The sequence below is a fragment of the Martelella sp. FLE1502 genome, from assembly GCF_053484255.1.
This window is the reverse complement of sequence record NZ_JBAKFQ010000009.1, coordinates 106,685-131,590: the sequence shown is the minus strand read 5'-3', so window position 1 is coordinate 131,590 and position 24,906 is coordinate 106,685. Positions and strand designations below refer to the sequence as shown.

The 24,906-nt window shown below is 64.2% G+C and carries 21 protein-coding genes; 2 read left to right on the top strand and 19 right to left on the bottom strand.

Annotated elements, in window-relative coordinates:
• Positions 1-54 precede the first annotated feature (54 nt).
• Positions 55-1,947, top strand: a complete 1,893-nt coding sequence (locus V6767_RS10210) for a PhoX family protein (RefSeq protein WP_448473384.1) — start codon at positions 55-57, stop codon at positions 1,945-1,947.
• A gap of 205 nt (positions 1,948-2,152) precedes the next feature.
• On the opposite strand, the gene V6767_RS10205 is transcribed toward V6767_RS10210, so the two are convergent.
• A complete protein-coding gene (locus V6767_RS10205) occupies positions 2,153-3,808 on the bottom strand; it encodes a Na/Pi cotransporter family protein (protein ID WP_448473383.1) in 1,656 nt (551 codons plus the stop codon).
• Positions 3,809-3,921: 113 nt separating this feature from the next.
• Here V6767_RS10205 and V6767_RS10200 point away from each other — a divergent pair, with 113 nt between their 5' ends.
• Positions 3,922-4,941 carry a LacI family DNA-binding transcriptional regulator gene (locus V6767_RS10200; protein WP_448473382.1) on the top strand — a complete coding sequence of 340 codons (1,020 nt, stop codon included), beginning with the start codon at positions 3,922-3,924 and terminating at the stop codon, positions 4,939-4,941.
• A gap of 160 nt (positions 4,942-5,101) precedes the next feature.
• Here V6767_RS10200 and V6767_RS10195 read toward each other — a convergent pair whose 3' ends face one another.
• The 18 genes from V6767_RS10195 to V6767_RS10110 all read right to left on the bottom strand — a co-directional run bounded on the left by V6767_RS10195 (position 5,102) and on the right by V6767_RS10110 (position 24,798).
• On the bottom strand, positions 5,102-6,613 hold the full coding sequence (locus tag V6767_RS10195; RefSeq protein WP_448473381.1) for a metallophosphoesterase family protein: 1,512 nt from the start codon (positions 6,611-6,613) through the stop codon (positions 5,102-5,104).
• Positions 6,610-7,257, bottom strand: coding sequence for a dual specificity protein phosphatase family protein (locus V6767_RS10190; protein WP_448473380.1), 648 nt, complete (start codon positions 7,255-7,257; stop codon positions 6,610-6,612). Before V6767_RS10190 ends, V6767_RS10195 begins: the two co-directional genes overlap by 4 nt.
• Entirely contained in the window at positions 7,254-8,099 is an 846-nt protein-coding gene (locus V6767_RS10185) for an inositol monophosphatase family protein (protein ID WP_448473379.1), read from the bottom strand. The genes V6767_RS10190 and V6767_RS10185 overlap by 4 nt, the downstream gene beginning before the upstream one ends.
• A 64-nt stretch (positions 8,100-8,163) precedes the next feature.
• On the bottom strand, positions 8,164-9,033 hold the full coding sequence (locus tag V6767_RS10180) for an inositol monophosphatase family protein (RefSeq protein ID WP_448473378.1): 870 nt from the start codon (positions 9,031-9,033) through the stop codon (positions 8,164-8,166).
• 67 nt (positions 9,034-9,100) lie between these two features.
• A complete protein-coding gene (locus tag V6767_RS10175) occupies positions 9,101-10,219 on the bottom strand; it encodes an ABC transporter substrate-binding protein (protein WP_448473377.1) in 1,119 nt (372 codons plus the stop codon).
• A gap of 54 nt (positions 10,220-10,273) precedes the next feature.
• Positions 10,274-11,374: an ABC transporter substrate-binding protein gene (locus V6767_RS10170; protein WP_448473430.1), complete on the bottom strand. Its 1,101-nt coding sequence runs from the start codon at positions 11,372-11,374 to the stop codon at positions 10,274-10,276.
• Between the two features lie 67 nt (positions 11,375-11,441).
• Entirely contained in the window at positions 11,442-12,563 is a 1,122-nt protein-coding gene (locus tag V6767_RS10165; RefSeq protein ID WP_448473376.1) for an ABC transporter substrate-binding protein, read from the bottom strand.
• 28 nt (positions 12,564-12,591) lie between these two features.
• Complete coding sequence (locus V6767_RS10160; RefSeq protein WP_448473375.1) at positions 12,592-13,710, bottom strand: ABC transporter ATP-binding protein; 1,119 nt, start codon at positions 13,708-13,710, stop codon at positions 12,592-12,594.
• 3 nt (positions 13,711-13,713) lie between these two features.
• Positions 13,714-15,465, bottom strand: coding sequence for an ABC transporter permease (locus V6767_RS10155; RefSeq protein ID WP_448473429.1), 1,752 nt, complete (start codon positions 15,463-15,465; stop codon positions 13,714-13,716).
• Positions 15,466-15,915: 450 nt separating this feature from the next.
• Positions 15,916-16,158 carry a hypothetical protein gene (locus V6767_RS10150; RefSeq protein WP_448473374.1) on the bottom strand — a complete coding sequence of 81 codons (243 nt, stop codon included), beginning with the start codon at positions 16,156-16,158 and terminating at the stop codon, positions 15,916-15,918.
• Positions 16,159-16,360: 202 nt separating this feature from the next.
• Positions 16,361-17,197, bottom strand: coding sequence for an inositol monophosphatase family protein (locus V6767_RS10145; protein ID WP_448473373.1), 837 nt, complete (start codon positions 17,195-17,197; stop codon positions 16,361-16,363).
• Complete coding sequence (locus V6767_RS10140) at positions 17,194-18,201, bottom strand: LacI family DNA-binding transcriptional regulator (RefSeq protein WP_448473372.1); 1,008 nt, start codon at positions 18,199-18,201, stop codon at positions 17,194-17,196. The genes V6767_RS10145 and V6767_RS10140 overlap by 4 nt, the downstream gene beginning before the upstream one ends.
• Positions 18,198-18,965, bottom strand: coding sequence for a glycerophosphodiester phosphodiesterase (locus tag V6767_RS10135; RefSeq protein ID WP_448473371.1), 768 nt, complete (start codon positions 18,963-18,965; stop codon positions 18,198-18,200). The genes V6767_RS10140 and V6767_RS10135 overlap by 4 nt, the downstream gene beginning before the upstream one ends.
• Complete coding sequence (locus tag V6767_RS10130; protein ID WP_448473370.1) at positions 18,962-20,020, bottom strand: ABC transporter ATP-binding protein; 1,059 nt, start codon at positions 20,018-20,020, stop codon at positions 18,962-18,964. Before V6767_RS10130 ends, V6767_RS10135 begins: the two co-directional genes overlap by 4 nt.
• Positions 20,020-20,844 (bottom strand): carbohydrate ABC transporter permease, encoded by an 825-nt coding sequence (locus V6767_RS10125; RefSeq protein WP_448473369.1) that lies wholly within the window; start codon positions 20,842-20,844, stop codon positions 20,020-20,022. The genes V6767_RS10130 and V6767_RS10125 overlap by 1 nt, the downstream gene beginning before the upstream one ends.
• Positions 20,845-20,857: 13 nt before the next feature.
• The gene (locus V6767_RS10120) at positions 20,858-22,261 is read right to left on the bottom strand and encodes a carbohydrate ABC transporter permease (protein ID WP_448473368.1); all 1,404 of its coding nucleotides are present in this window, start codon (positions 22,259-22,261) and stop codon (positions 20,858-20,860) included.
• Between the two features lie 11 nt (positions 22,262-22,272).
• Positions 22,273-23,622, bottom strand: a complete 1,350-nt coding sequence (locus tag V6767_RS10115; RefSeq protein ID WP_448473367.1) for an extracellular solute-binding protein — start codon at positions 23,620-23,622, stop codon at positions 22,273-22,275.
• Between the two features lie 306 nt (positions 23,623-23,928).
• Positions 23,929-24,798, bottom strand: coding sequence for a glycerophosphodiester phosphodiesterase (locus V6767_RS10110; protein WP_448473366.1), 870 nt, complete (start codon positions 24,796-24,798; stop codon positions 23,929-23,931).
• Positions 24,799-24,906: the final 108 nt, after the last annotated feature.

Here is a 24,906-nt window from a genome sequence, read left to right as displayed (position 1 = left end):
AAAAAAGTCCCGTACACTGAGTCCCGTAATGCTATTAAATTACGAGGACCTTTCATGACCAGGATACCGCCCATCAAGATGCCCGCCGACGCGTGGGACGAGCTCAACTTTCCCCGGCCCGAAGAAAACGATTTCGACCGTGTTGTCGAACGCGCGATCTCGCGGCGCGGCTTCCTCGGCGGCGTTGTGGCCTTCGGCTCGGGCGCCGTTGCCATGAGCGCCGGCCTGTTGCCGGGCGGAACGGCGGAAGCGGCAGCGCCGCAATCGCGCTTTCCGTTCACGCCGATCGCCGCCCAGACCGATTACGCCTTTCACGTGCCCGAAGGCTATAAAGCCAGAGTTCTGGTGAGCTGGGGCGATCCGCTTTATGACGGCGTGGCCGAATTCAACCATGAGACCGGCGGTTCGGTCGAGGAATCCGACAAGGTCTTCGGTGAGAACACCGACGGCATGGAAACCTTCGAGATCGGTGGTCACCAGATTCTCGCGGTCAACAACGAATATGTAAACAGCGACATCAACCTGCCGCATACCGAAGACGGCGTGCCGCAGAGCGCGGCCGACGTTCTGAAGCTGCAGAACCTGCAGGGCGTGACCGTGGTCGAGATCGCGGAGGGCGCTGACGGCTGGTCCGTGGTGCGCTCCAGCCCGTTTAACCGTCGCCTGCACCACAATGCGCCGATGGCGATTTCGGGTCCGGCCGCTGGTCATCCGCTCATGAAGACGGAAGCCGATCCGGATGGTCGCGCCGTGCTCGGCACGCTCGGCAATTGCGGCGCCGGCAAGACGCCGTGGGGCACCTATCTGACCTGCGAGGAGAACTTCAACGGCTATTTCGGCGCGACCGAAGAGACGAGCTACAGCGATGCAGTCGCCGCCGGCTACGAGCGCTATGGCATGGCCGCGGAAAGCCAGTACGGCTACGAAAAGTTCGATCCACGCTTCGATACCTCGAAGAACCCCAACGAGCCACACCGCTTCGGCTGGGTGGTCGAGATCGACCCGACCGATCCCGACAGCACGCCGGTCAAGCGCACCGGTCTCGGCCGCTTCAAGCATGAAAACGCCGAAGTGACGCAAGCCCCGGATGGCCGCGTCGTGGTCTATCTCGGCGATGACGAGCGCGGCGAGTTCCTCTATCGCTTCGTCTCGACCAATCCCTATGTCGCCGGCGGCGATACCGACGGCCTGCTCGATGACGGCACGCTCTATGTCGCGAAGTTCAACGACGACCAGACCGGCGAGTGGCTGGCCCTGACGCCCGAGACCACCGGCATGGACGAAGCCGACATCCTGATCTTCGCTCGCATGGCCGGATCGAAGGTCGGCGCCACGACCATGGACCGTCCCGAATGGGTCGCCGTCAACCCCTATGCCGTCGAGGCCTATTGCTGTCTCACCAACAACAAGAACCGCGGCGTCAAGGCCAATGCCGGCGGCGACGCCACGCCGGTCGGCGGGCCGAACCCGCGCGAGGCCAATAAATACGGCCAGATCGTGCGCTGGTATCCCGATGGCGACGACCACGCCGCCGACACGTTCCGCTGGGACCTGTTCGTCATGGCCGGCAATCCGGAGGTCCATTCGGACGCCAATGCCGGTTCGTCCAACATCAACAGCGGCAATCTGTTCAACTCGCCCGACGGCATGGCCTTCGACACCAGCGGTCTCGTCTGGATCCAGACCGACGGCGAGGACAGCAATGAGGGCGATTTCGCCGGCATGGGCAACAACCAGCAGCTTGCCGGCGATCCGGCAACGGGCGAGATCGTCCGCTTCCTGACCGGGCCGCGCGGCGGCGAGATCACCGGCCTGTGCTGGTCCGCAGACCGGCGCACCATGTTCGTCGGCGTCCAGCATCCGGGCGGCTCGTGGCCGGCGGAAGAAGGCCTGCCGCGCTCCTCGATCATGGCGATCAAGCGCGACGACAACGGCCTCGTCGGCTGACGTCGTCCGGTATCAAGACGGCATGGCGCGCCAAGCGCCGTGCCATCCGTCCATCAGTTGAGAGTTTAGAACAGGCGCTGACGCCGCCTGGATCGACGATAATTCCGCGCGCTTGGCTCTATCTTCGTGGAAGGCTTACGGGCTCGATGAGGCGGCAGGCCCGGCCGCAGCAACGGCTCTCAAAAACAGCGCCGGCATTCTCTCGTCAGCTCGCATTCTGCAGCGAGATGACCCGGCTTTCGGAAAGTTCGCCCGCCTCCGACAGGATGGGATAAGACACTGCGGCGATATGGGCGTTGATGCGCTTCAGGTCGCGCAGGATGTCGAGATGGAGCGTGGAGGAGCCGAGCGTTTCCGGCCTTCCGTCCTGCAGGCGCTCGATATGCTTCTTCTGCGAGCGCTCCTCGATCTGGCGGACATGCACCTTTTCGGCGGTCAGGCGGCGGGCGAGGTTGACGTCGCGGCTGAGAAACACGGATTGCGCCAGTTCGAGGTTCAGCAGTGTCTGGCGGTAGAGCTCGCCGATCTCCTCCTCGCCGGCGGTGGAGAACTTCACCTGCCGGTCGGTCTTCTTGCGCGCCATTTCCGAAAGGTCACGATCGATGATATCGCCGATATGTTCGAGATTGATGGCGTAGGACAGGATTTCGCGCATGCGGGTGTTCTCGTCCTTGCTGAGTTCGGTGCGGCCGAGGCGGGCGAAATAGAGCTTCAGATCGGTGAGCGCGGCGTCGACGCGGTCGTCGAGCTTGGAGATGTCGCGCCCGGCGTCAGGATCGTCGACCAGCAGCGAGCGCAGGTTCAGCTCCATCATCAACGCCACCTTGTCGCCGATGCGCAGCACCTCGCGCGCGGCACCACCAAGGGCAAGGGCGGGGGTCTCAAGCGCGGCGTCATCTAGATAGGAGGTCTCGCCCCGCTCCGTGGCGGGGTCGGGCCAGAGCAGGCGGCAGAGACGGTCGAGCGGGCCGAGCAGCGGCAGGAACAGCGCAAGCAGGATGGCGTTGAAGGCCAGGTGCGCGGCAATGGCGAGCCGGGCATCGGGCGGCATCAGGTCGGCGAGATAGGGTCCGGCGATGCCGGCGGTCGCGAGCACCAGCAGCGCGCCGATGCCGCGCACGGCCAGATTGCCGCGCACGAGACGTCGCGCCTTGGGTCCGTCGCCGGCAACCGCGAGGCACGGCGGCACAGCGCCGCCGAGATTGGCGCCCGCTACCAGCACCAGCACCAGCGCGGGCGTGACCGCGCCGCTCTGGGCGAGCATCGAAATGAAAAGCACGACGGCGAGGCTGGAGGAGGAGGCGAAGGCGAGCACGGCGGCAAGCAACAGGCCGAAGATCAGTCCCTGATCGAGCGCCGACAGGATCGCGCCGGTCACCTCCGCTTCGCGCAGCGGTTCCGTCGCCGCGCCGAGCAGTTCCAGCGCCAGCAGCATCAGCCCCAGCCCGATCAGCGCCTTGCCGATGCCGCGCCCGCGCGCCAGCCGGCTGCGGCCGTGGGTGATCACGCCGCAAAGGATGAGCGCCGGGGCCAGCCAGTGCAGGTCGCGCACCAGGATGGCTGCAGTGAGCGCGGTGCCGAGATTGGCGCCCAGAAGCACGGCCTGCGCCATGCGCGGGGCGATGATGTTGCGCGCGACGAAGGAGCCGGCGATCACCGCGGTCGCGGTCGAGGATTGCACGGCGATGGTGACGAACATGCCGGAGACCGCCGCGAACACCCGGTTGCCGGTGCCCCTGGCAATGCCTTGCCGCAGCGATGCGCCGAAGCCGGAAAGCACGCCGGACTTAATCATGCGCAGCGCCCAGAGAACCAGCGCGCCTGCGCCGAGCAGATCAATGAGCTGGATGGTCGAGTTCATGCGGCTCCTTCCCGCCGTTCGCCGTTTGTCTTGTCACCTTTTGCTTGAGCCGCGACGAGCAAGGCTTTACCGTGGCCAGTGTACATTTTTGCACTCATTTGCAAAGGCTTTGCATGACCGGATCGAGCGCGCCCCGCAGCGAAAGGGTGTCTTACGTCAGCGCCAATGAGGTGGCCGAACGCGCGGGCGTGTCCCGGTCGGCGGTATCGCGTACGTTTTCCGGCGCGGGCAGCGTGGCGCCCGCCACGCGGCGCAAAGTGCTGAAAGCCGCCGAGGAATTGGGGTATCACGCCAATCTCCTCGCGCGCGGGCTGGTCGGCGAGCCGTCGCGGATCGTGTGCCTGATCGCCGCCGATGTCGGTCAACCCTATCATAGCGCGATGATCGACAAGGTCACCCGCCAGCTTCAGCTCCACGGCAAGGTGGCGATGATGATCAATACCGCCGGCGACGATGACAGCGTCAGCCAGGCGTTGCGGCAGAGTTTGCACTTCCGTGCAGAGGCTTCGGTGGTGCTCAGCGGCTCGCCGCCGGCGAAACTGGTGCAGAGCTGTCTTTCGAACGGCCAGCGCGTGGTGCTGGTCAACCGCGACGATGATGCCGAGGGCGCCGCGCGCATCCGCATCGACAATCGCTCGGCCTGTCGCGAGGCGCTGGCGCTGCTCAGGCGGGCGGGCTGCACGCGGCTGGCCTGCGTGTCGTCGCAGGCGCGCACCTCGTCCATGACCACGCGGGAAAGCGCCTTTGCCGCTGCCGCCGCCGAGGTCGGGGTCGAGATCGATGTCGTCCGGGTCGGCCCCACCAGCTATGACACCGGGCAGGAAGCGGCGCGGGTGCTGCTGGGGCGGTCGAACCCGCCGGACGGGGTGTTCTGCGTGACCGACCTTCTGGCCTTCGGCTTCATCGACGCCGCCCGCACCATATTCGGCGTCGAAATACCGCGCGATCTCTGCGTGATCGGCTTCGACGACGTGCCGCAGGCGCGCTGGTCGGGCTATGAGCTCACCACGTTCCGCCAGCCCATGGACGAGATGGTGGCGCGCATTGCCGAGATCCTGACCTCGGACACCAGCGGCAGTGATTCCGCCTTCGAGGCGTTGCCGGTCTGGCGCAAGACCGTGCGCATGGGATAGAGCGCGTAGACCGTTCACGGTAGGACGCAGTCGCTCTGTCCCCCCGATTTTACGCAACCTGGGACGGAAAACCGGGAGCCGCTTTTCCTCGCGTTGCCCTAGCACGGCACGAAGGCCTCCTTCAGCCGGTCCAGGGCTGTACGTTTCGCGTCATTTCCGGTCAGCAGAAGGCCGAGCGTGCGCAGGAAAACCGCCAGAATGGCGGCGTCGGAGCCTGGCGAGTCCTCCCTTCCGGCTGAGCTTCGCGCAAGCTCTGCGTAGAGCGCGCGGCGCTCCTTCGATATGCCGGCCGCTGCACCTCCGCCGGCCTCACGCAGGCGGTACCAGTCGACGAAGATATCGGCGAGGGCAATGTCGGGGAGCCCGGCTTGCGGGAGCGACAGAAGGTCTCGGGCAGGCGCGCTGTCTGGACCATGGCCTGCATGCGGGGCGGCCAGTCTTCCGGCAGGCGGCGCTCGAGGACGATTGCCCGGAAGTGGCGGTCAAGAAATGCGCGGTAATCCGCGACGGACAGGATCGAGCCGCTTTGCCCCGTGCGGTCGGCCTCGGCGGCATAGCGGGCGAACCAGGCGTCGAAACCGGGGGCGTCGAAAACGGCGCGGTCCGATATCTCCATGCCTTCGGAGCCGATCTCAAGGCACTTCCAGCCGGCCGGATAGGCGACCGTCGAGGGAACGGAGACGTTGACAAGTCCGTCTGCGGCGGCGGTCGCATCCACATGCCAGTGACCGCTGAAATGGAGCGGTATGCCGGTGGCGGCAATGGCCGCGGCGACATCCGGCGCCGGCATCCGCCGCGCGCCGGCGCGCGAGCCGGGAAGGGTTTCAAGCTCTGCCGTCAGCCCGAAAAAGATATCGGCGACGGGGTAATGCGAAAAGGCGACGAGCAGCTTGTTTCCGGCCGCGGCCCGGCGGGCGACCTCGCGCATCCAGTCGAGAAGGTAGGGCTTGTGCCGCACCGTCGCATTCCAGCCCTCCTTGCTGCAGTCGTCATAGCCGCCATCCGCATTCGGCAAATAGACATTGGCGTCGATTGAAAGCAGCCACAGCCCCTCGACCGGCTCGACCAGATAGGACATGTCGCTGATCAGGGCGCTTTCGCCGCCTTCAACGGTGATCCGCGCCCTGCGATCCGTCATGTCGGGCGATGCGCCGAAGGGCGTTTCCCAGTGCAGGTCGGAAGGCTGCGGAGAGTAGCCGAACTGGGCGGCATAGGGCAGCGCTTCACCATAACCGACCATGCGCAGGCCGGGGCAGAGCTGCGCTCCGTTGGCGCGCGCCAAACCCTCGCCCGCCTGACGCTGAACATGACCGTCCGGGTCCACGAAATTCTTCGCCAGCGGCTTGCCGCCCATCGACCACTGATCGTGGTTGCCGGGCGTGGCGAAGAAGCGGATGCCATGCCGGCGGCTATAGTCCGAAAGCAAATCCGAGACGGCCTGCCAGTTCGCGGGCTGGCCGTCATCCGTCAGATCGCCGGCGATGATGCAGAGCTTGATCCCCTCGGCCGCGACGGCATCGAGCGCTGCGCGAAACGCCGCCTCGCTTTCGTTGAAGATGCGGGTCGAATGCAGGCTGTCGGCAAGCGAGCGCACGAACGACGCCTCGGCTTCCGTGCTGCCGAAGCGGACGTCATGCAGATGCGGATCGGAGAGGACGGCAATGCGGATCATTGCGGCTCCCTGTCCGCCTCTTCGGGGTCGCGGTGGTCGATCCTGTCGATCCAGGCGGATGCCTTGCGGGTGGCGTCGACCAGCATCGGCTTCGGCGCTTCGAACCATTCGTCCGGGCGCAGTTCGCGCCTTGTGCGGACATGGTCGAGCGCGACCTCCAGCGTCGGATAGCGATCGGGCATCTGCTTGTGCAAAAGCAGCGCCACAAGCGCCACCGAGCGGCTGCGCCCGCCGCGGCAGTTCACCAGCAGGTTGCCGCGCTCGCGCAGCGGATAGGACGCGCGGTTCGGCAGGATCTGCGACAGCGCGCCGAGCAACTGGTAATAGCCGGCGAGGATCATGGTTTCGGCATTGCCGGCGCCATCCACAAGGCCGAGCTTGTAATAGCGATAGGCGCCATGACCATAGATCAGATGACCTTCTTCCACCGCCGGATCGGGCGTATCGACGACGTTGATGTCGAGATTGACGGCGCAGTTCACTACGGTGGTGATGTTGTGTTTGCGCAGCAGCGGCAGGTTCGACATCCCCTCGCGGCCGCCGACATAGACGGCGATGCCATAGGGCTCCAGCCGCTCCTCGATCAGGCTGATTTCAGGGCGGTCATAATGGGGCGACTTGGGCATGGGGCGGACCTCGTTCATGCAATCATCCTTGCGCGGTCTGTTTCGTTGGAGAGCGGAGCCAGCTTGATGCCGGTGGCGGCGCTGACTTCCGAGGCGAGCGCCGGCACGACGGCCAGCACAGGGCCGCCCTGGCCGAGGCCATCCTCCGGCAGATCGCTGACCCGCCCGCCGGCCTCTTCGACCAGAAGCAGGCCGGCAAGGCAATCCCATGCGTTCATGTGCAGCTCGGCATAACCATCCGAGCGGCCATCGGCAACATAGGCAAGCCCCAGCGCCCCCGATGCGCCGCGGCGGATATTCGCGCCATGATCGAGCAGCCGGTTCATAACCGTCAGATAATCCGTCTGTGGGCGGCGGTTGCTCCAGCCGAGTTCCAGGCAGGCGGCAGAGAAACTGCGGGTGCCGGCGACATGGATCGGTCGGTCGTTGCAGGTCGCGCCCGCGCCGCGCCGGGCAAACCAGAGTTCCTTCGTCGCCGGGGCGTAGATCGCGCCAATCTCGGTGATGCCGTCGCGCACATAGGCGATTGAAATGCAGAAATGCGGGATGCCGCGGGCGAAATTGGCGGTGCCGTCGATCGGATCGACGACCCAGACCGAGCGTCCGGAAACCGCGCCGCCGGTTTCCTCGCCGAGAAATTCGTCTTCCGGCGACGCTTCCGCGAGCCGTTGTTTCAGATGGGCTTCAACGGCGGCGTCGGTCTCGGTCAGGAAATCCTGCGATCCCTTCATCGCGATCTCCTCGGTTTCGCGGCGGCGGAAACCGTCGAGCGCGATCCGGCCGGCGCTCTGAACAAGGGAAAGGCACAGCGCGGCGCGATCGATGATCTGCTGGTCCGCGGGTTTGGCTGCTTGGTTCATGCAGGAGTAACTCCGTTCAAGAGATGGCGCGCGGGGCGCCGGTGTTTTGGTATGTGCCGGACCGTCACAGGGCGGGGGCGAGCGCGCTAGCGCGGCGGCGGAAATCGATGGCGTCCGCGACCCGGTCGAGCGTCGGAAAATGGCCGCCGGGGCCGTGGGCGACGTAACCCGGGCAATGATGCGCCGGCGCGCCGTCGGGCTCTCTGCCGAGCGTCAGCGGGCGATAGCTGCCGCCGGCGCGCTCCAGAATCAGGATCGCGGCGGTGACGTCCCAGGCATTGACGCCGAAGCCTGCGGCCGCATCCGCCCAGCCGGCCGCGACATGGCAGAGGCTGAGCGCCGCGCTGCCGGGACGGCGCAGGCACGAGAAGGCGGAGATCAGGTCGCCAAGTCCGGCAAGTGCGGCCTCGCGGCCTTCCAGGCGGAAGTCGCGCTGCACCGGATAGCCGGTGATCAGCGTCGCGCGCGCCTCTTCGCGGGCTTCAGGGCAGTTGAGCGGCGCGCCGTTGACAAAGGCGCCATCGCTGTCTGCGGAAAACATGGTGTCGGACATCGGGTCGTAGACAGCGCCGGCGACGATCTTGCCGTCGACCACGGCCCCGATCGAAACGCACCAGAAGGCAAGGCCGGCGGCGAAGTTCGAGGTGCCGTCGATCGGATCGACGAACCACTTGACCGGCCCCTTGCCGATCTCGCCGCCTTCCTCGCCAACAATGGCGGAGTTCGGCACCTCGGTCAGCAATTGCTCGCGAATGATCGCCTCGGTCCGCTGGTCGTGCACCGTCACCGGATCGTGCAGGTCGACCTTGTAGTCCACGGCCATGTCGGCGCGAAACACGGTGGTCAGCGGCGCTCCCGCAGCGCGGGCCACGGTTTCGGCGACGTCGCGCAGGCGGGCGGGTGAGGGGATCGCGTTATCGGCGATGGCGGTCATTGGGGCTTGTCCTTCATTGTCCTGTCCCCGGGCCCAGCAAGGGCCCGGGGTTTCGCGGCTTGGGAGATCAGCGGCTGTAGTGGATGCGCCAGAAATCCTGCCAGTCCTGGCGGGTGTCCCAGTCTTCCAGGCCGGTCGTGGAATCATAGGCCTGCAAATTGTCCCAGAGATCGACGATGCCGGATGGCTCGTCGGCGGGCATGGCGATCGTGGTGTTGGTCGGCACCTTGCCGTCAACCATCTGCGGCGCGATGCCTTCCTCGGTCAGGACGTAATGCACGAACAGCTTGGCCGCGTTCGGGCTGTCGGTGCCGGACGCGATCAGCGCCAGCTTGGAATAGGTCCAGCCCACCCACGGCTCCAGCGTATCGCAGATCGCCATCTTGTGGCCCTTGTCCTCGACATCGCGGAACTTGGCGGACGACATCAGCCCGATGAAAGGCTCCTCCTGACCGGGCGCGCCGACGGCGGCAGAGGTGTTGTCGTCCCCTTCGGTCACCAGCGGCGCGTTTGCCCCGATCGCCGCGACCCAGGCCTTCGTGGCGCTGTCGAACTCGGTTTCCAGCGGCTTGCCGTAATGCGCCTCGTAGGCGGCGCGAACCTCGTCATCGTGGTGGCTTTCCATCTGGCTGAACCAGTCGGTGTAGCTCGACTTGGAAAGCGGGTCGATCATGGCGAAGCGCCGGTTCCATTCCGGATCGGTCAGCGCCCAGATATTGTCCACCGGGCAGGCCTCATAGACCTCGGTGTTATAGGCGAAGACGTTGGCGTTGGTGGTCGCGGTCAGCGGGTCCTGGTAGCTCGCCGGGATCACGTGCGCCATATCGGGCGGTAGGTAGCTGTAAACGAAATCCTCGGGAATAAGCTGGGCAAGTGCTGCCGGCGCGTCGGTGATCATCAGCACATCGCCCTGCACATTGCCGGCCTGCGATTCCCGGATCACCATTTCAAGCTGCGAGGTCGCGCTGACCTTCTGGCCGATGGCATCGATGCCGTATTTGTCCGAGAAGGCTTCGACCATCTCGACGATCTTGCCTGTGCTGTCATAGACGGTGAGCTGAGGCTCGCCCTTTGCCGACTCGACAAGCGCATCGAGGCTGGAATCCTGTGCCAGCGCCGGCGTTGTGAGCGCCGCGACGAGGGCCAGGGCTGTCAAGCTCGTTTGCATCTGCGTCATTTTCTTCATTGCGGGTCTCCTCCCCTTGTGATGGCCGGGCGGCGTGGCGCCCGGCCCTGGCATTCATCGTTGGTAGTTCAGGCGCCAGAAATCCTGCCAGTCCTGCCGCGTGTCGTAGTCCTCGGCGGCAGTCGAAAGGTCGTAGGTCAGCAGCTGATCCCAGGCGGCGCCGATGCCGGAGGGTTCGTCTTCAGGCAGGCCAACTTCGGTGTTGGCGGATTTCTTGCCGTCTTCCGCCTGCGGGGCGATGCCTTCAGCGGTCATCACGTAGTGGATGAACAGCTTCGCCGCGTTCGGGCTGTCGGTGCCGGTCGCAATCAGGCCGACGCCGGCATTGGTGAAGCCGAGCCATGGCTGAATGCCCTCGCAAAGCCCGAGCTTGTAGTCCGAGTCCGCGTTGTCGCGGTACTTGGCCGAGCTCATCAGCCCCATGAAGCCTTCCTTCTGGCCCGGCGCGCCCACGGCCTCGGCCGCGTTGCTGTCGGAGCCGCCCAGAAGCGGTGCATTGGCCGCAAGCATGGCGACCCATTGCTCGGTCGCGCTCTCTTCGGATGTGTCGATCGGCTTGCCGAAGAAGTCCTCATAGGCAGCGGCCAGCGCGTCATTGCCATGGGATTCCATCTGGTTGAACCAGTCGGTGTAGACCGACTTGTTCAGCGGGTCCTGCATGGCAACCTTGCCGCGCCATTCCGGCTGGGTCAGTTCCCAGACGTTGGAGACCGGGCAGGTGTCGTAGAGCTCGGTGTTATAGGTCCAGACATTGGCCATGGTGACCACGACCAGCGGGTCCTGATAGCGCGCCTCGATCACGTCTGCGAGGTCCGGCGGCACCCAGCTCACGGCGAAATCGTTCGGCAGCAGTTCGGCGATCGCAGCCGGCGCGTCCGAAATGATCGAGACGTCGCCCTGCACGTTTCCGGCCATCGCCTCGCGCGCCATCATCTCGAGCTGGGCATGGGCCTTGACCTTCTGGCCCACCGCGTCGACGCCGTATTTCGCGGAAAAATTCTCCGCCATGGTCACGATCTTGCCGGTGCTGTCGAACACGGTCAGTTGCGGCTCTCCCTTCGCCGCCTCGATCAGCACGTCGAGATCGAATTCCTCGGCCTGAGCGCCCATCGCCGTCAGGCAAAGGGCGATCGCGCCGGTGGCTTTCAACATCATCAGTCTCATGTCTTTCCTCTCCTCCCGTTGAAATGGTTGCGGCCCGCTCCTCCGGCGGGCCGGCAATTTATCGGCTGTAGTGAATGCGCCAGAAATCCTGCCAGTCCTGGCGTTTGTCGAAGTCTTCCGCAGCGGAGGCGGTGTCGTAGACCATCAACTCGTCCATGTAGTCCGCGACGCCCGATACTTCCTCCGGATTGGCCGGCACGGCGCTGTTGGACGAGACCTTGCCGTCGACCGACATCGGCGCGATGCCCTCCTCGCTGAGCAAATAGTGGACGAAGAGCTTCGCCGCGTTCGGGCTGTCCGTGCCCGTAGCCATCACGGCAAGGCCCGGATAGAGCCAGCCGGCAAAGGGCTGCATGCCGCCGCAGATGCCGAGCGCGGTTTCGCCGCTCTCATTGGAGCGGAACTTGGCGGTGGACATGATGCCGAAGAACGGTTCCTCCTGCCCGACCGCGCCCACGGCCTCGGCGACCGATGTGCTGTCGCCGAGAAGTGGTGCGTTCTCGCCATACATCCGCACCCATTGCTGGGTTGCGCTTTCCTTCGACCGATCGATCGGCTTGCCGAAATGGGCCTCATAGGCTTCGGCCATGGCGTCGTCGTGATGGGTTTCAAGCTGGTTGAACCAGTCGGCGTAGTTGGGCTTCACCAGCGGGTCGAGCATGGCGACCTTGCCGTGCCACTCCGGCTCGGTCAGGGCCCAGATATTGTCGACCGGGCAGGTGTCATAAGCCTCTGTTGAATAGGCCCAGACATGCGGGTCGGACACCACGACCAGCGGGTCCTGCTGGCCTTCGGGAATGTTGCCCGCAAGGTCCGGCGGCAGCCAGCTCGTGACGATGCCTTCCGGGATCAACTGCGCCATGATCGAGCCGACATCGGCGGCAACGCTCAGATCGCCGACAATGTTGCCTGCCTGGTATTCGCGGATCATCAGGTCGATCTGATCGGCCTCGTTCACCTTCTTGCCGGTTGCCTCGACGCCGTAGGCCGCGGTGAAGGCCTCGGCGGTGCGCACGATCTTGCCGGTGACGGCATAGACGGTGATCGGCGGCTCGGCCCGTGCGGCCTCGATGAGCGCGTCGAGGTTGAATTCGCTCTCCTGGGCCTGCGCTGCGCCTCCCAGTGCGATTCCTATCGCAAGCGTGGTGAGCGCGGTGGCGGGTTTGAGTTTGATGGTCAAGTGTTTCTCCTCCCTTTGAAACAGTGTTTTATGCGGCGGCTGCGGCCAGAACCTTGTCCGCCGCGCGGATGCGGTCGCCCTTGGCGTCGAAGACGTTGAGCGCGCGGGCCGGAACGCGGAAATACATCCGGTCGCCCTCGCGCACGGTGGGCGCTACATGCGTGTTCATGAAGATCACCTCGTCGCCGGACTCGAGCTCGATGATCCAGCTTCCGCCGGTGGGCAGGATCGCGGCCACCCGCGCCGGCGCGCCGAAATCGCTGTCGGCGAGGTCGTCCTTGCCGGCGACCAGCGAGATCGCCTCGGGCCGGATACCGACGGAGCCGATGCCGGATATCTCCGGGTGACGCCTTGCGAGGAAGCGCATCACGTTCTGGACCAGCTCGTCCTTGCGGTCGAAATCGAGGATGTTGATCGGCGGCGAACCCACGAATTCGGCGACGAAGCGGTTGGCGGGCCGCTCATAGATGTCGTCGGGCGTGCCGAGTTGCTGCAACGTGCCCTCGTTCATCACCGCGATCGTGTCGGCGAGGGTCATCGCTTCCCACTGGTCGTGGGTGACGAACACGATGGTGGTCGAGAACTGGGTGTGGATGCGCTTCAGCTCCGCCCGCATTTCAAGACGCAGCCGGGCATCGAGGTTCGACAGCGGCTCGTCGAGCAGCAGGACGCTCGGGTTCACCGCCAGCATGCGGGCAAGCGCCACGCGCTGCTGCTGGCCGCCGGAAAGCTGCGAGGGGTAGCGTTTGCCGTATTTGCCGATGCCGAGCGCCTCCATCACCTCGGCGGTGCGCTTCTGGCGCTCGGCCTTGGGGACCTTGCGCAGCTTCAGGCCGAATTCGACATTCTGCTCGATGGTCAGATGCGGCCACAGCGCGTAGCTCTGGAACACCAGGCCCATACCGCGCTTTTCAGGCGCGACGAAGGTCGCGGTCTCGGGGCAATCGACCACGCGATCGCCGACGGCCAGTTCGCCGCTGGAGAGGTTCTCCAGCCCGGCGATCATTCGGAGCGTCGTGGTCTTGCCGCAGCCGGAGGGGCCCAGCAGGCAGAGGAACTCTCCATCGGCGACCGAAAGGTCCAGCTTGTGGATCGCCTCATAGGCGCCGTAGCTCTTCTTGATGTTCTTCAGCGTAATTCCCGGCATGGCTTATCCTCCCAGGCCTTCGGCGAGATTTGTCTTGGTGAGTTTCTGTGCCGCGAGCGTGCCGAAATAGGCGAGCCCCGCGACGATCAGGACCACCGCATTGGCGGCCTGGGTGTAGTTGTAGTCGACGAGCCGCAGCGAATAGGTCGTCAGCACGTCGGTGGAAGGCACGGCCAGCACCACGAACAGGCTGAGGCCCTTGATGCCCGAGATGAACGGCAGCAGCACGCCGGTGACGAGCGATCCCTTCTGGATCGGCACGACGATGCGGGTCATCCGGTGGAACCAGCTCGAACCCGCGACCTGCGCGGCCTCCTCCGGCTCCTTGCCGAGCTGCATCATCGCCGAGATGCCGGCGCGCGAGGCATAGGGCATCTGGTCGGCAATCAGCGCCAGGATCAGGATCGCCATCGTGCCGTAGAGCGCCGGTATCGGGCCGCGTTGCACGGCAAACAGCGACAGATAGGCGGCGGCAAAGGCGATGCCCGGCACCAGATAGGGGAAGAATGTCACTTGTCTGAGGAAGGTGCCGAGCGGACGCAGCGGCGTGCGCACCACGGCATAGCCGACGAGCAGACCCAGGAGGCCAGAGACGACCGAGGCCGAGCCGACGATCCATAGTGTGTTCCACGCCGCGCTCCACAGTTCCGGCGTCAACAGGATGCCCTGCTGCAGCGCGACCGTGTCCAGATTGGTCCCGAGCCAGTAGTCGAGCGTGAAGTTGTCCCAGGTGAAACGCGCCGGCACATGCATGACGGTCGAAAGAAACAGGGTCAGAACCGGCAGGCCGACGCTGATCAGGAAGATGAAGGCGGCGAAACCGGTCGCCGGCAGGCGCAGGCCGCGCAGCCGGCTCAGCCGGTTCATCGAGCCCTTGGAGCCGACGGTGACGAACCTGCGGGCCTCGCGGATCAGATAGGCGTCGATAAGAAGCGTCATGATGCCAAGCAGCATGATCGAAGCGGCCAGCACCCCGGCGACGCCGGTCTGGCGCGAGCCGAGATTGCGGTAAAGCGAGGTGGCGAGCACATCGAACTTCACCGGCAGGCCCAGCACATAGGCCACGCCGAACTCGCCGAGGCATTTGGCGAAGATCAGGACGATCGCCGAGATCAGCGCCGGTTTCATCAGCGGCAGCACGATCGACCAGGCGATCCGGCCGCGGCTGGCGCCCAGCATCCGCGCGCTGTCCTCAAGCTGGCTGTCGAAGCGGCGCAACGCGCTGCCGAAAAGCAGGATGATGAAGGGCGTATAGTGTAGCGCCAGGATGATGGTGATCGGCACCTGACCATAGGCGAGCCAATCCGGCGGCGAAAAGCCCAGCGCCTCAACCCAGCCCTGCTGCCCGCCGACCGTGCGGTTCTTGAACAGCGTGGTCCAGGCGAGCGCGAAGGTCCATGCCGGCAGCATGTAGGGCACGATCAGCGCGGTTGCGAACCACCGCCTTGCGAACATGTCGGTCCGGCTGATCAGCCATGCGAGGATACCGCCGACGATCACCGATACGATGATCGCGCCGAAGGCGACGCTGAGCGTGTTCCTGAGCGGCTCCCAGAACATGTCGCGGGCGACCGGGGAGAAGAAGGTCCTGTGCAGGTAGTAGGAGGTCCATTCGCCGACGGCGGTGTCGGTGCGCCTTGAATCGCCGAACTGCGTCTGCACGGCGTCGAGCAGGATCGAGATGATCGGAACGACGATCAGATAGGTGAACAGGGCCGCCATCAACAGGCCGATCACCGTGGTCGGCTCCCGCATCGCGATCCGGGTCCGATATTTCAGTCGTGTGGTCCAGCTCGAACCGGCCGGCCGGCCGATCGGCTCCGCAGCGTTACTCATTCGGCAAACCCCGCTGACGCAAGGAGTTGCGGTAAAGCGTTCTGTTTCATGTCTGTCCTCCCGTAGTCGCCGCCGTCCGGTCGGTCCGCACTGCTTTGATGCACTCCCTTGCATCGCGGTCGGTCGTCTTGGCCATGGATCGACGAAGTGACGCCCACGTTTGCAGCATTTTTGGGATGAGTCAAAAAGAAAATTGTAAAAATAACACACCCGTGCAGCCTGAAAGTATATATAAATATCTGAAATTATTAAACAAATTTAACTAAAAGAAAAAAATATCAGAAAATAATGCACATATGTGCATAAGAAGGTGGCCAGAGCTGGAGATCGCCGCTTCGTTGGCAGGCGCTCCGCATATCCGGGCACCGCTCACCAAAAAGGCCTTTGCCAATCCTCGCGAATATCGTGGGTGACGTAGATGAACGTGCGTCCGGTCTCTTTCCAGATGCGCACCAGCTTCTTCTCATGCCCCGTGAGGCCGACCATGGCGTTATATTCAGAGGCGATCGCGCGACGGGCCTTACGGTCGCAACCGGCCGTCTTCGGCCCGAAGGCGACATTGTCCTCGACATTCAGCCAGTCGAACAGCGGGCCGTCGACGGACTGGAACACAATGCCGCGATCTTGCGCAGGCCCTGAGACCTTTGCGCCGAAAGCCGCAACGGAGCCGATGCATTTTTAGACAAGTGTCAAGTCTGGCCATAAATTAGACGGTGCATGGGCGAGGACGCGCCCTGCGGGCCACGCCAGCAAGGTCTGGCGGGCTGGTGAACTCTGATAGTGCTGGTTGTCTCTGGCAGGCGTCAGAGTAGGCTCAGCCTTGCCGTTCCCGGAGCGGGCGGACATCCTGCGCCGGCTCGATCTGGCGAAACAGGTCCGTGATCGTAGCCTCCATCGCGGGGGCACATGCCCGCACCGGCCCGCCTTGGCGGAGCAGGTCGGCGAGCGCGGGGCGTTCGACAACGGCGCCTGCCTCTTCCGCGATCAATATGCCGGCCAGAACGTCCCAGCAATTAAGGTGCGCCTCGTAATAGAGCTCGGCCTTTCCCTCAGCGACACGCAACAGCCCGAGAGCCGCGGCCCCGATGCGGCGGTGATCGAAGCCTTGCTCGTGCAGCTTCAGGAGCAGGTCGAGATAAGGGCCGATCGCGGTGCGGCGGGAATGGCCGGTGAGCGCCAATGCGGTTTGCGGGTCATCGATTGTCGAAGCGGCAAGGCGGTTGTCGCCATTGAAGGCGCCATGGCCACGGCGGGCATGAAACACGGTCTGCGTGGTCGCGTCGAAGATCGCGCCGAGCATGATCTCGCCATCGGCCACCAGCGCGATCGATACGCCCCAGTCGGGCAGGCGGCGCATGTAATTGTTGGTGCCATCGATCGGGTCGATCACCCAGACAGGGCCGTCGCCGCCCGTCCGGCCGGTCTCCTCGCCCACAAAGCCGTCCTCGGGAAAATCGCGTGCGATCGCCGCGCGGATCAGCGCCTCGCATTCCCGGTCGGCATTGGTGACGAAATCCTGAAGCCCCTTGTTCGAGATCGAAATCGCGGCGTCGTCTCGCTGAAGCTGAAGCGCCCGTTCGCCGGCGCTTTGAGCGAGCGCCTGCGCGAACGCATAGCGCGCTTGAAGGTCATGTTCGGATAGGCTGCTCATGCGGCCGACTTTCGTTCCACCAGCCGCACGGGCGTGGTCTCCAGCCGCGCCGGAAGGTCGGGATCGGCGATGCGGGTTTCGAGGAAATCGATCGCCGCCTCGGTCTGAAGATCGCAGGCCTGGGCGAAGGTGGTCAGCCGGTAGGCGTCCCAGCCTGCCTGAGGGATATCGTCATGACCGATGATCCTGAGGCCGGGATGGTCCCGATCGCGCCCAAGGCGCGCCAGCGCGTCGATGACGCCGCAGGCCATGTAGTCGTTGACGCAGAACAGCGCCTCGGCGGCGCTTTCGGCGAGTGCCGCGCCCTGTTCGAAACCTGACTTGTAGTCGTTGATCGGCACGTCGATCACCTCGAGCGCCGCGCCGAGTTCCTCGGCGCGCGCGATAAAGGCTTGTCTGCGGCTGCGGCCGGTGAAGGACAGGTGCGGCGAGGCCATGACGGCCAGCCGCCGGCAGCCGGCGTCGAAGAAATAATCGGCGGCCCACCGGGCAGCGACATCGTCGTCATTGACCACGCGATCCACCAGTGGAATGTTCTCGCCCTTGTTGATCAGGACGATCGGAATGCCATTGCCGGCGCATTCCTCGCAAAGCTCCGTCGGCGGGGCATCCGATGTGACGATGACGCCGGAAACCGAATATTGCAGCAATTGCCGGATAAAGGTCGTCACATCCTCCGAACGGGAGGTCGGCAGCAGGATGGGGCGCAGGTCGCGCGCGAGAAGGCCGCGGGTCAGGTGGTCGATCTGCATGGTGCGAAACGGATTGTCGAGGCCGGCGGCGACGACGCCGACGAGGTCGGAACGTTTGTTGATCAGGCTGCGGGCCAGATAGTTGACGCGGTAGCCGAGCTCATTGGCGGCCTTGATGACCTTCTGCCGGGTTTCCTCGGAGACGGAGGCATTGGGCGTGAAGGTGCGCGACACGGCGGCGCGGGAAACGCCGGCGTGCCGGGCGACATCATGGGACGTCACGGCCCGTTTCGGAAATACTGGATCGCTCATGTAAAGTCGCTGGATGCCTCGCCGGTCTGCATCATCTCCGGCCGGTTGGTGCAGATGCCCAGAACCGGAAGGTCGATCATGTCTTTCAGGATATCCGCCCGCTCCTCATGCCAGAGAACAATCTGCCGTTGTGAGCGGAAGATACGGTCGCAAAGTTCGGCTGTCACCTTGTCCTGCGGCCGAGGACCATCCTTTTCCCAGCACAAATGCACGAGATCCGCCCCGACCATATCCGCCAGCGCCATCGGGTCCTTGCCCATGCCGACCAGGACGGCGAGCGGAAGGTCGCAGCCGGCCTCGCGCAATTCGCGCACCTGCGCCGTGTCGAAGGAGCCGAGCGCGGCGAAGCGCTGTTCGTGGTCCCTGAGTACCTGCCAGCACTTCAGCCCGGTGCCCGGCGCCTTGAGTTCGACATAAAGGCCGGTGCCAAGTTCGCGCGCGAGGGCTGCAACCTGGGCAAAGGTCGGAACGTCGACGCCGTCAAGGGCGGCCAACTCAGCCGCTGTCATCGCGGAAATCCGGGCATCGACGCCGAAGACCCGGTCGAGATGATCGTCATGGGAGACGACCACGACGCCGTCGCGGGTGAGTTGCGTATCCAACTCCCACATATCGGCGCCGAGTTCGGAGGCAAGGCGAAAGGCGGCGAGCGTGTTCTCCACGGCATGATCGCTCGCTCCGCGATGGGCGATGCAGAGCAGGGCGGATGTCTCCGGCCAGCCATAGCGCGCGATGAAGTCGGAAAGTCCGGGCGCGCCGCTCATAGGCGTGTCCCGTCCTGCTGAAACACCAGAAGGTCATCGGGGCGGACGCCCCAGCGCACCTCATCGCCGATCGCGATGTCGTGCCGCACCGGCTGGATCGAGCGGAGCACAGCGCCGGAGGGCAGGGCCACGTCGTAGAGGTTCTCGCGCCCCTGGGTTTCCACGAAGCTGACGCGACCGCCGACCGGGCTGCCATCATTGCTGCCGAAGATTTCGGGGCGGATGCCGACGATGATCGGCGCGCCGTCCTCGGCTTTCTTCGCATTGGCGGGCATTGGCAGGATGACGTCGTCCTCGTCGAGCCGGATGACGCCTGCTTCCGCCCGGCCGTTGACGAAGGCGATCGGCGGATTGCCAAGGAAGCCCGCGACGAACTGGGTCTTCGGATTGCGGTACATGTCGGTCGGGGTGTCGATCTGGATGATCTGGCCTTCGTTCATGATCGCGATCCGGTCGCACATCGACATCGCTTCCACCTGGTCATGGGTGACGAGAATGGCGGTGATGCCGGTCTCCATCTGGATGCGGCGGATTTCCGAGCGCATTTCGAGGCGGAGCTTGGCGTCGAGATTGGCGAGCGGCTCATCGAACAGCAGCACGGCGGGCTTGCGCACCAGCGCGCGCGCTAGCGCCACGCGCTGCTGCTGGCCGCCGGAAAGCTGGCCGGGGCGGCGGTCGAGATAGCGGTCGATATGCACGAGCTCGGCGATCTGGCGGACCTCGCGGTCGATCTCATCGCGGCTTGCATGGCGCACCTCCAGCGGGAAGGCGATGTTCTCGAACGCCGTCATATGCGGATAGAGCGCATAGTTCTGGAACACCACGCCGACATTGCGCTTCTGGCTCGCCACATTCGAGACGTCCTTGTCGCCGAACAGGATCCGCCCGCCATTGATGCGGTGGATGCCGGAAATGGCAAGCAGCGTCGTCGACTTGCCGCAGCCGGAAGGGCCGAGCAGCGCCAGCATTTCTCCATCGTGAACCTCGAGGTTCATGCGGTCGATGACGGTGGTGTGGTCGAAGGTCTTGGTGAAATTTTCGAGCTTGATACGCATCAGCCTTTGGTGCCTCCGCTGAAGATGTTCATCAGCCGGTTCTGGAAGATGATGAAAAGGATAATCACGGGCAGGGTGTAGTAGAGCCCCACCGCCTTGAAGAGATTGAAGTCGTAGGTGATCGAATCCTTCTGCGAGACCCGCTCGAGATAGACCGAGAGCACCCGGTAGTCCGCTGTCGGGGCCAGGATGCGCGGCAGCACATATTCGCCCCAGGCATCGAGGAATGAGAACACGACCAGCGCCACCAGGCCGGGCTTGACCTGCGGCAGGATCAGCCGTCGCCAGACGGTGAAGCGCGAAGCGCCGTCCTGAACGCCGGCCATCTCGATCTCCCAGGGCACGGTGTCGTAGAACCCCTTCATGATCCAGATGCCGAAGGGCAGCATCAGCGATGCCTTGACGAAGACCACGCCGATCAGCGTGTCGTAAAGGCCGATGAACTGCAGCACCAGAAACACCCCGATGATCAGCGTTACCGACGGGAAGGCGTGCATCACCATGATGCCGGCCAGAAAGAACTGCCGGAACGGCATGTTGAGGCGCGAAAGCGCATAGCCGCCCATGGAGGACAGCGACACCACGATCGCCCCGATCGAGCAGGCGAAGATCAGCGTGTTGAGCGTTGCCGACCAGACATTGCCGGCAATCGACGGGTCGACCAGAAACTGCCAGTGTTCCAGCGTGAACTCGTTCGGGATCATCGATCCCGGCGGCGCGTTTGTGAAGCTGTCGATGAACACGAAGGCATACATGATCACCAGCGGCAGGCTGAGCAGCCCCAGCACCAGAATGAGCGGCCAGGCGGCGAAATTGCGTGACATTGTCCGACCTCCCCTAAAATTCGATCTTCGGCTTTTCCAGCATTTCCCCGAACTTGAAGAGCCGGAGGAAGATGATGGAAAGCGCGAGGCCGACGATGACCAGCACCAGCGCCATCGCGGCGCCGAGGCCGTATTCGAGATTGCCGGTGAAGTTGGACAGCGCGATGCGGAAAGCTTCGAGCGCCCACACATTGGTGGTGTTGCCCGGCCCGCCATTGGTCGTCAGCCAGATCTCCTGGTAGGATGACAAGAGCGACAGCGACTGATAGCAGGTCACGAACAGGATCGGCCATTTCAACTGCGGCAGGATGATCTTGCGGACCTGCTGAAAGCGGCTCGCGCCATCGACCTCGCTTGCCCAGAGCTGCTGTACGGGAATGGCCCGGAGCGCGCCGCTGAACAGGATCATGCCGAAGGACGCACCGATGAAGCCGTTGAGGGTGATGATCGTCGCCCAGGCCGTCGGCACGGAGCCTTTCATGTAGTTGAACGCGGGAAGGCCGAACTGGGCGGCAAGGGTGGGCAGAAACCCGTCATCCCAGGTGAACCATCGCCACATGACGGCATAGAGCACGACCGGGGTGATGCGCGGCAGCAGCCAGAGCACGCTGAACACGGAACCGCTGGCCTTGGGCATGTAGAAGATCGCGATCGCCAGAAACAGGCCGAGCCCGACATTGAAGATCGAAAGCGTCAGGCCGACATAGAGCGCGGTATTGGTCAGAAGCCGTCCGGTTGCAGGCGTGGTCGCGAGCCGTTTGAAATTATCCGTGGTCCAGACCCAGCCGGTATAGGCTTCGGTCAGAACCGCGTCGCGCTGATCTTCGGTCATGTTCGGCGCGACCGCATCGATGGCCGTCACGGCCTGGTCGCGCGTTGCAAAGCGGGTGTTGAGGATCGACTGGCCGAAGGGCTCGGCGGCAAGCTTGAGATCGCGGATGCGGCGCGGCCGGTTCGGCAGCGTTTTCAGCTCCCGTTCGAAGCTGCGGGCATCATCGAAATGCGCGCCCATCAGGCGGTCTTCGATATCTTCGAGGAAATCCGGGTCGACGTCGGCCGCAGCGGCGCGGGCAAGTCCTGCCTCGTCGACGGTGATCGACGTGCCGCTCAGGCTCTCGGTCACGGCCTTGTCCATGCCCTGCCATTCGAGATTGCGTAGCGCGTTGGGGCTGATTACATAGGCGCCGCCGGTAATGCCGGTCGCGCTGGTCATGTTGGTGAAGGAAAAGACCGCCGTCAGCACCACGGGGGCGAAGAAGAAGGCGAGCAGAAACAGAAGCGCCGGCGACAGCATCAGGATGCCGAACGGACTGATGCGGGGGCCGCCCTTGCGGGCGGCCTTGACGGTCTCGGCATCGCCCGGGCGCGTTGCCACGCCCGGGTTGATACCTCTTTCGACGGAGGTGTTCTCGGTCATCTTCGCTCCGTTCAGCGAATGATGATCTGGTCGCCGAGGCCGTTCTCGACCGTCGCCTGAGCCTGGTTCACCGCGTCCTCGACGGAGGTCGTGCCGGCCCATGCCGATTCCAGCCCCTTGAACATGGCTTCCCAGTAGATGCCGAAATCGGCATTGTTCGGGATCGAGTTGGCGTAAGGGAGCAGTTTTTCGGTGGCTTCGCTGGCCCAGCGGTCGTTGGCGTAGAACGGAATGGTCGTCTCCGCTTCGCCGATGGCGAGATGGCCGGACTGGACCGCATGCAGCGCGTTGATGCGCGGCTCGGACGCAACGGCGACAAGCTCGGCGGAGACCGCTGCGTCATCATCGGTGCCCTGGGTCGAGATCAGGTACACCAGCGGATGGGTGATGGTGTTCGCCCTGCCGTTTTCATTGCCGGCCGGGATCAGCGAGAATGAGACGGTGTCGAAGAAATCCTCGAGACCGTACTGGTTTTCCCACTGCAGCTTGTGCCAGGTGCCGCCGTGCCAGGCGCCGTATTTGCCGGTCGCGACATTGGTGTGCCAGCTATCCCACTCGCCGCCGAGATAGGTCTTCGGCGTCACGCCCATTTCCACGGCGTCGACGAAGAACTGGTACATGTCGGTGATCGCCTGCTTGTCGAACACCAGCTTGCCGGTTTCGGGATCGACCATCTCGCCGCCGAAGGACTGATAGAACTGCCAGTAATCCGTGCCGTTGTTGACGCGCGGCGCAAAGCCGTAGCCGGGTTCGACAACGCCTTCATCCTGCATCTTTTTCGCGTCATCCAGCATGTCATAAAGCGTGTATTCGCCGCTTTCGATCTTGCCGGGCAGGGCATCGATATCGGCATCGCTGTAGCCGATCGCCTTCAGGTCCGGCTTGGACATGAAGAACGGACGGGCTTCGGCATCCTGCGGAATGCCCCAGATCATGCCGTCATAGCTCGATACGTCGATGAGGTTGTCATAGAGCTGGTTGAGCGGCCAGGCGTCGAAATCGACATAGTCCTCGATCGGGCGCAGAATGCCGGCCTGCGACCACGGGCCGATGTCTTCATGGCCGGTGACGATGATGTTGGGGGCGGTGCCGGATTCGGCGGCCAGCGTCACGGCCTGCTTGAAATCGTCCCAGCCCGACCAGACCTGCTTTTCAATGGTGATGTTGAGATCCTCGCCGCGAATGGCGGCCTGGCGCTCGAGATAGTCGGCAGCCATTTCGATGGCGTCGACGCGGTAGAGCGAGTTGTCGTCGGTGCCGCCCGACCAGACGGTGATGGTGTAGTCCTCGGCATGCGCCGCACCTGACGTGGCGGCCGCGATCGCAATGGCCGCCGTGCCGATAAATGCCTTGATATTCATGCGGGTCTCTCCAGGTCCCTGAGCATGAGGCCCTCCGAAATTGTCACGGAAGCCCCCGCCCGTGTTGTCATATCGCATCGGCCGTTTCTTGTTTCCGGGCCTGCCGGAACAGCACGATGCCGGTGAAGCGAAAACCACCCGCGCACGTCCTCCAAACCGCGGAATGTAGCCTTCGCCGATCGGACGCACGATATGACCTATGTCCTCCTCATGACGCCCACGTGACATTTTGTACACGTGTACATGACAAATGTACACGTGTACAAAAAAATTACCGGTATGGACCTTTCCGGAACGGAAACCGCCTCAGTCGGGCGCGGAAACGGTGTGCCCCGCCGCCCGCCAGGCGGCTTCGAGCAGCAGCGCTTCATCGGTGGTGATCTGATCGGCGCCGAGTTCGAGCAGGCGTCTTACGGTTTCAATCTCCGCCTCCGTCAGCCCGTCGTCGGGCCGGGCGGGATTGAAGGTCCAGGCGTCGACCAGAAGGCCGGCCTCGTGGCTGGCGGCGATCATGTCGAGACCATGGTTGGCCGCTTTCAGGACCAGAGGATAGTGCAGGTAGATGGTGCCGGCCGCGGTCGGCCCGGCAAGCGCCGCGTCGAGCACATCAGAGGCGGCCGAAAGCCCGTCCTTCTCCCAGGCCTCCCAGATGTCCTCCGAGGGGTCTATGCCGCGCGCGACCTCCGGCATGGCCTCGCGCATCGCCGCGATCAGCGCGAGGTCGGTCGCCGAGACGATGATCTTGCCGGCATTGGCGCCGATGATCTGGCGCAGATGGGCAAGCCCGGCATTGCCGATCACGCCGAGATCCGATTTCATGTCGAATTGCACCAGCGCCTCGGGATGGGCGCCGGAGAGCAGCCGGGCGAGGTCTTCGGACAGGATAAGCGGCTCGCCGCCGACGGCATAACGCACGCCTTCGAGATCCTTGCGGCGCGACGCGGAGACGAGGCCCCGGCCATCCGTCTCGCTTTCCAGCGTATCGTCGTGCACGACGGCAAAACCGCCATCGGCGCGCACTCTGAGATCAAGCTCCATCGAGGCCCCGGCCGCGAAACCTTCGGCCATCACCGCAAGGGAAAAGACGGGATCGGCGAGGCGCTTGCGCAACTGGTGCCATTTCAGCCGCGTCTTGCGGCCGTTCAGTTCAAGATGGAGTCCGCTGTTCTGCGACATGGTCTGGCTTCGCTTTCATCTGCTTCGTGGTTCTGCCGAAATGGCCCGCCGCCTCTATCCGGCGTTCATGAACAATGTATGAAGCCGCTTCTCCTACGTAAGCATTGA

Excerpts from the sequence above, each read along its gene's own strand:
- V6767_RS10155 (WP_448473429.1), bottom strand. The coding sequence starts at position 15,465 with ATGCGGGAGCCGACCACGGTGATCGGCCTGTTGATGGCGGCCCTGTTC.
- V6767_RS10185 (WP_448473379.1), bottom strand. The coding sequence starts at position 8,099 with ATGAACCAAGCAGCCAAACCCGCGGACCAGCAGATCATCGATCGCGCC.
- V6767_RS10160 (WP_448473375.1), bottom strand. The coding sequence starts at position 13,710 with ATGCCGGGAATTACGCTGAAGAACATCAAGAAGAGCTACGGCGCCTAT.
- V6767_RS10180 (WP_448473378.1), bottom strand. The coding sequence starts at position 9,033 with ATGACCGCCATCGCCGATAACGCGATCCCCTCACCCGCCCGCCTGCGC.
- V6767_RS10210 (WP_448473384.1), top strand. The coding sequence starts at position 55 with ATGACCAGGATACCGCCCATCAAGATGCCCGCCGACGCGTGGGACGAG.
- V6767_RS10175 (WP_448473377.1), bottom strand. The coding sequence starts at position 10,219 with ATGAAGAAAATGACGCAGATGCAAACGAGCTTGACAGCCCTGGCCCTC.
- V6767_RS10130 (WP_448473370.1), bottom strand. The coding sequence starts at position 20,020 with ATGCGTATCAAGCTCGAAAATTTCACCAAGACCTTCGACCACACCACC.
- V6767_RS10120 (WP_448473368.1), bottom strand. The coding sequence starts at position 22,261 with ATGACCGAGAACACCTCCGTCGAAAGAGGTATCAACCCGGGCGTGGCA.
- V6767_RS10135 (WP_448473371.1), bottom strand. The coding sequence starts at position 18,965 with ATGAGCGGCGCGCCCGGACTTTCCGACTTCATCGCGCGCTATGGCTGG.
- V6767_RS10205 (WP_448473383.1), bottom strand. The coding sequence starts at position 3,808 with ATGAACTCGACCATCCAGCTCATTGATCTGCTCGGCGCAGGCGCGCTG.
- V6767_RS10140 (WP_448473372.1), bottom strand. The coding sequence starts at position 18,201 with ATGAGCGATCCAGTATTTCCGAAACGGGCCGTGACGTCCCATGATGTC.
- V6767_RS10115 (WP_448473367.1), bottom strand. The coding sequence starts at position 23,622 with ATGAATATCAAGGCATTTATCGGCACGGCGGCCATTGCGATCGCGGCC.
- V6767_RS10190 (WP_448473380.1), bottom strand. The coding sequence starts at position 7,257 with ATGAACGAGGTCCGCCCCATGCCCAAGTCGCCCCATTATGACCGCCCT.
- V6767_RS10170 (WP_448473430.1), bottom strand. The coding sequence starts at position 11,374 with ATGATGTTGAAAGCCACCGGCGCGATCGCCCTTTGCCTGACGGCGATG.
- V6767_RS10110 (WP_448473366.1), bottom strand. The coding sequence starts at position 24,798 with ATGTCGCAGAACAGCGGACTCCATCTTGAACTGAACGGCCGCAAGACG.
- V6767_RS10200 (WP_448473382.1), top strand. The coding sequence starts at position 3,922 with ATGACCGGATCGAGCGCGCCCCGCAGCGAAAGGGTGTCTTACGTCAGC.
- V6767_RS10195 (WP_448473381.1), bottom strand. The coding sequence starts at position 6,613 with ATGATCCGCATTGCCGTCCTCTCCGATCCGCATCTGCATGACGTCCGC.
- V6767_RS10125 (WP_448473369.1), bottom strand. The coding sequence starts at position 20,844 with ATGTCACGCAATTTCGCCGCCTGGCCGCTCATTCTGGTGCTGGGGCTG.
- V6767_RS10145 (WP_448473373.1), bottom strand. The coding sequence starts at position 17,197 with ATGAGCAGCCTATCCGAACATGACCTTCAAGCGCGCTATGCGTTCGCG.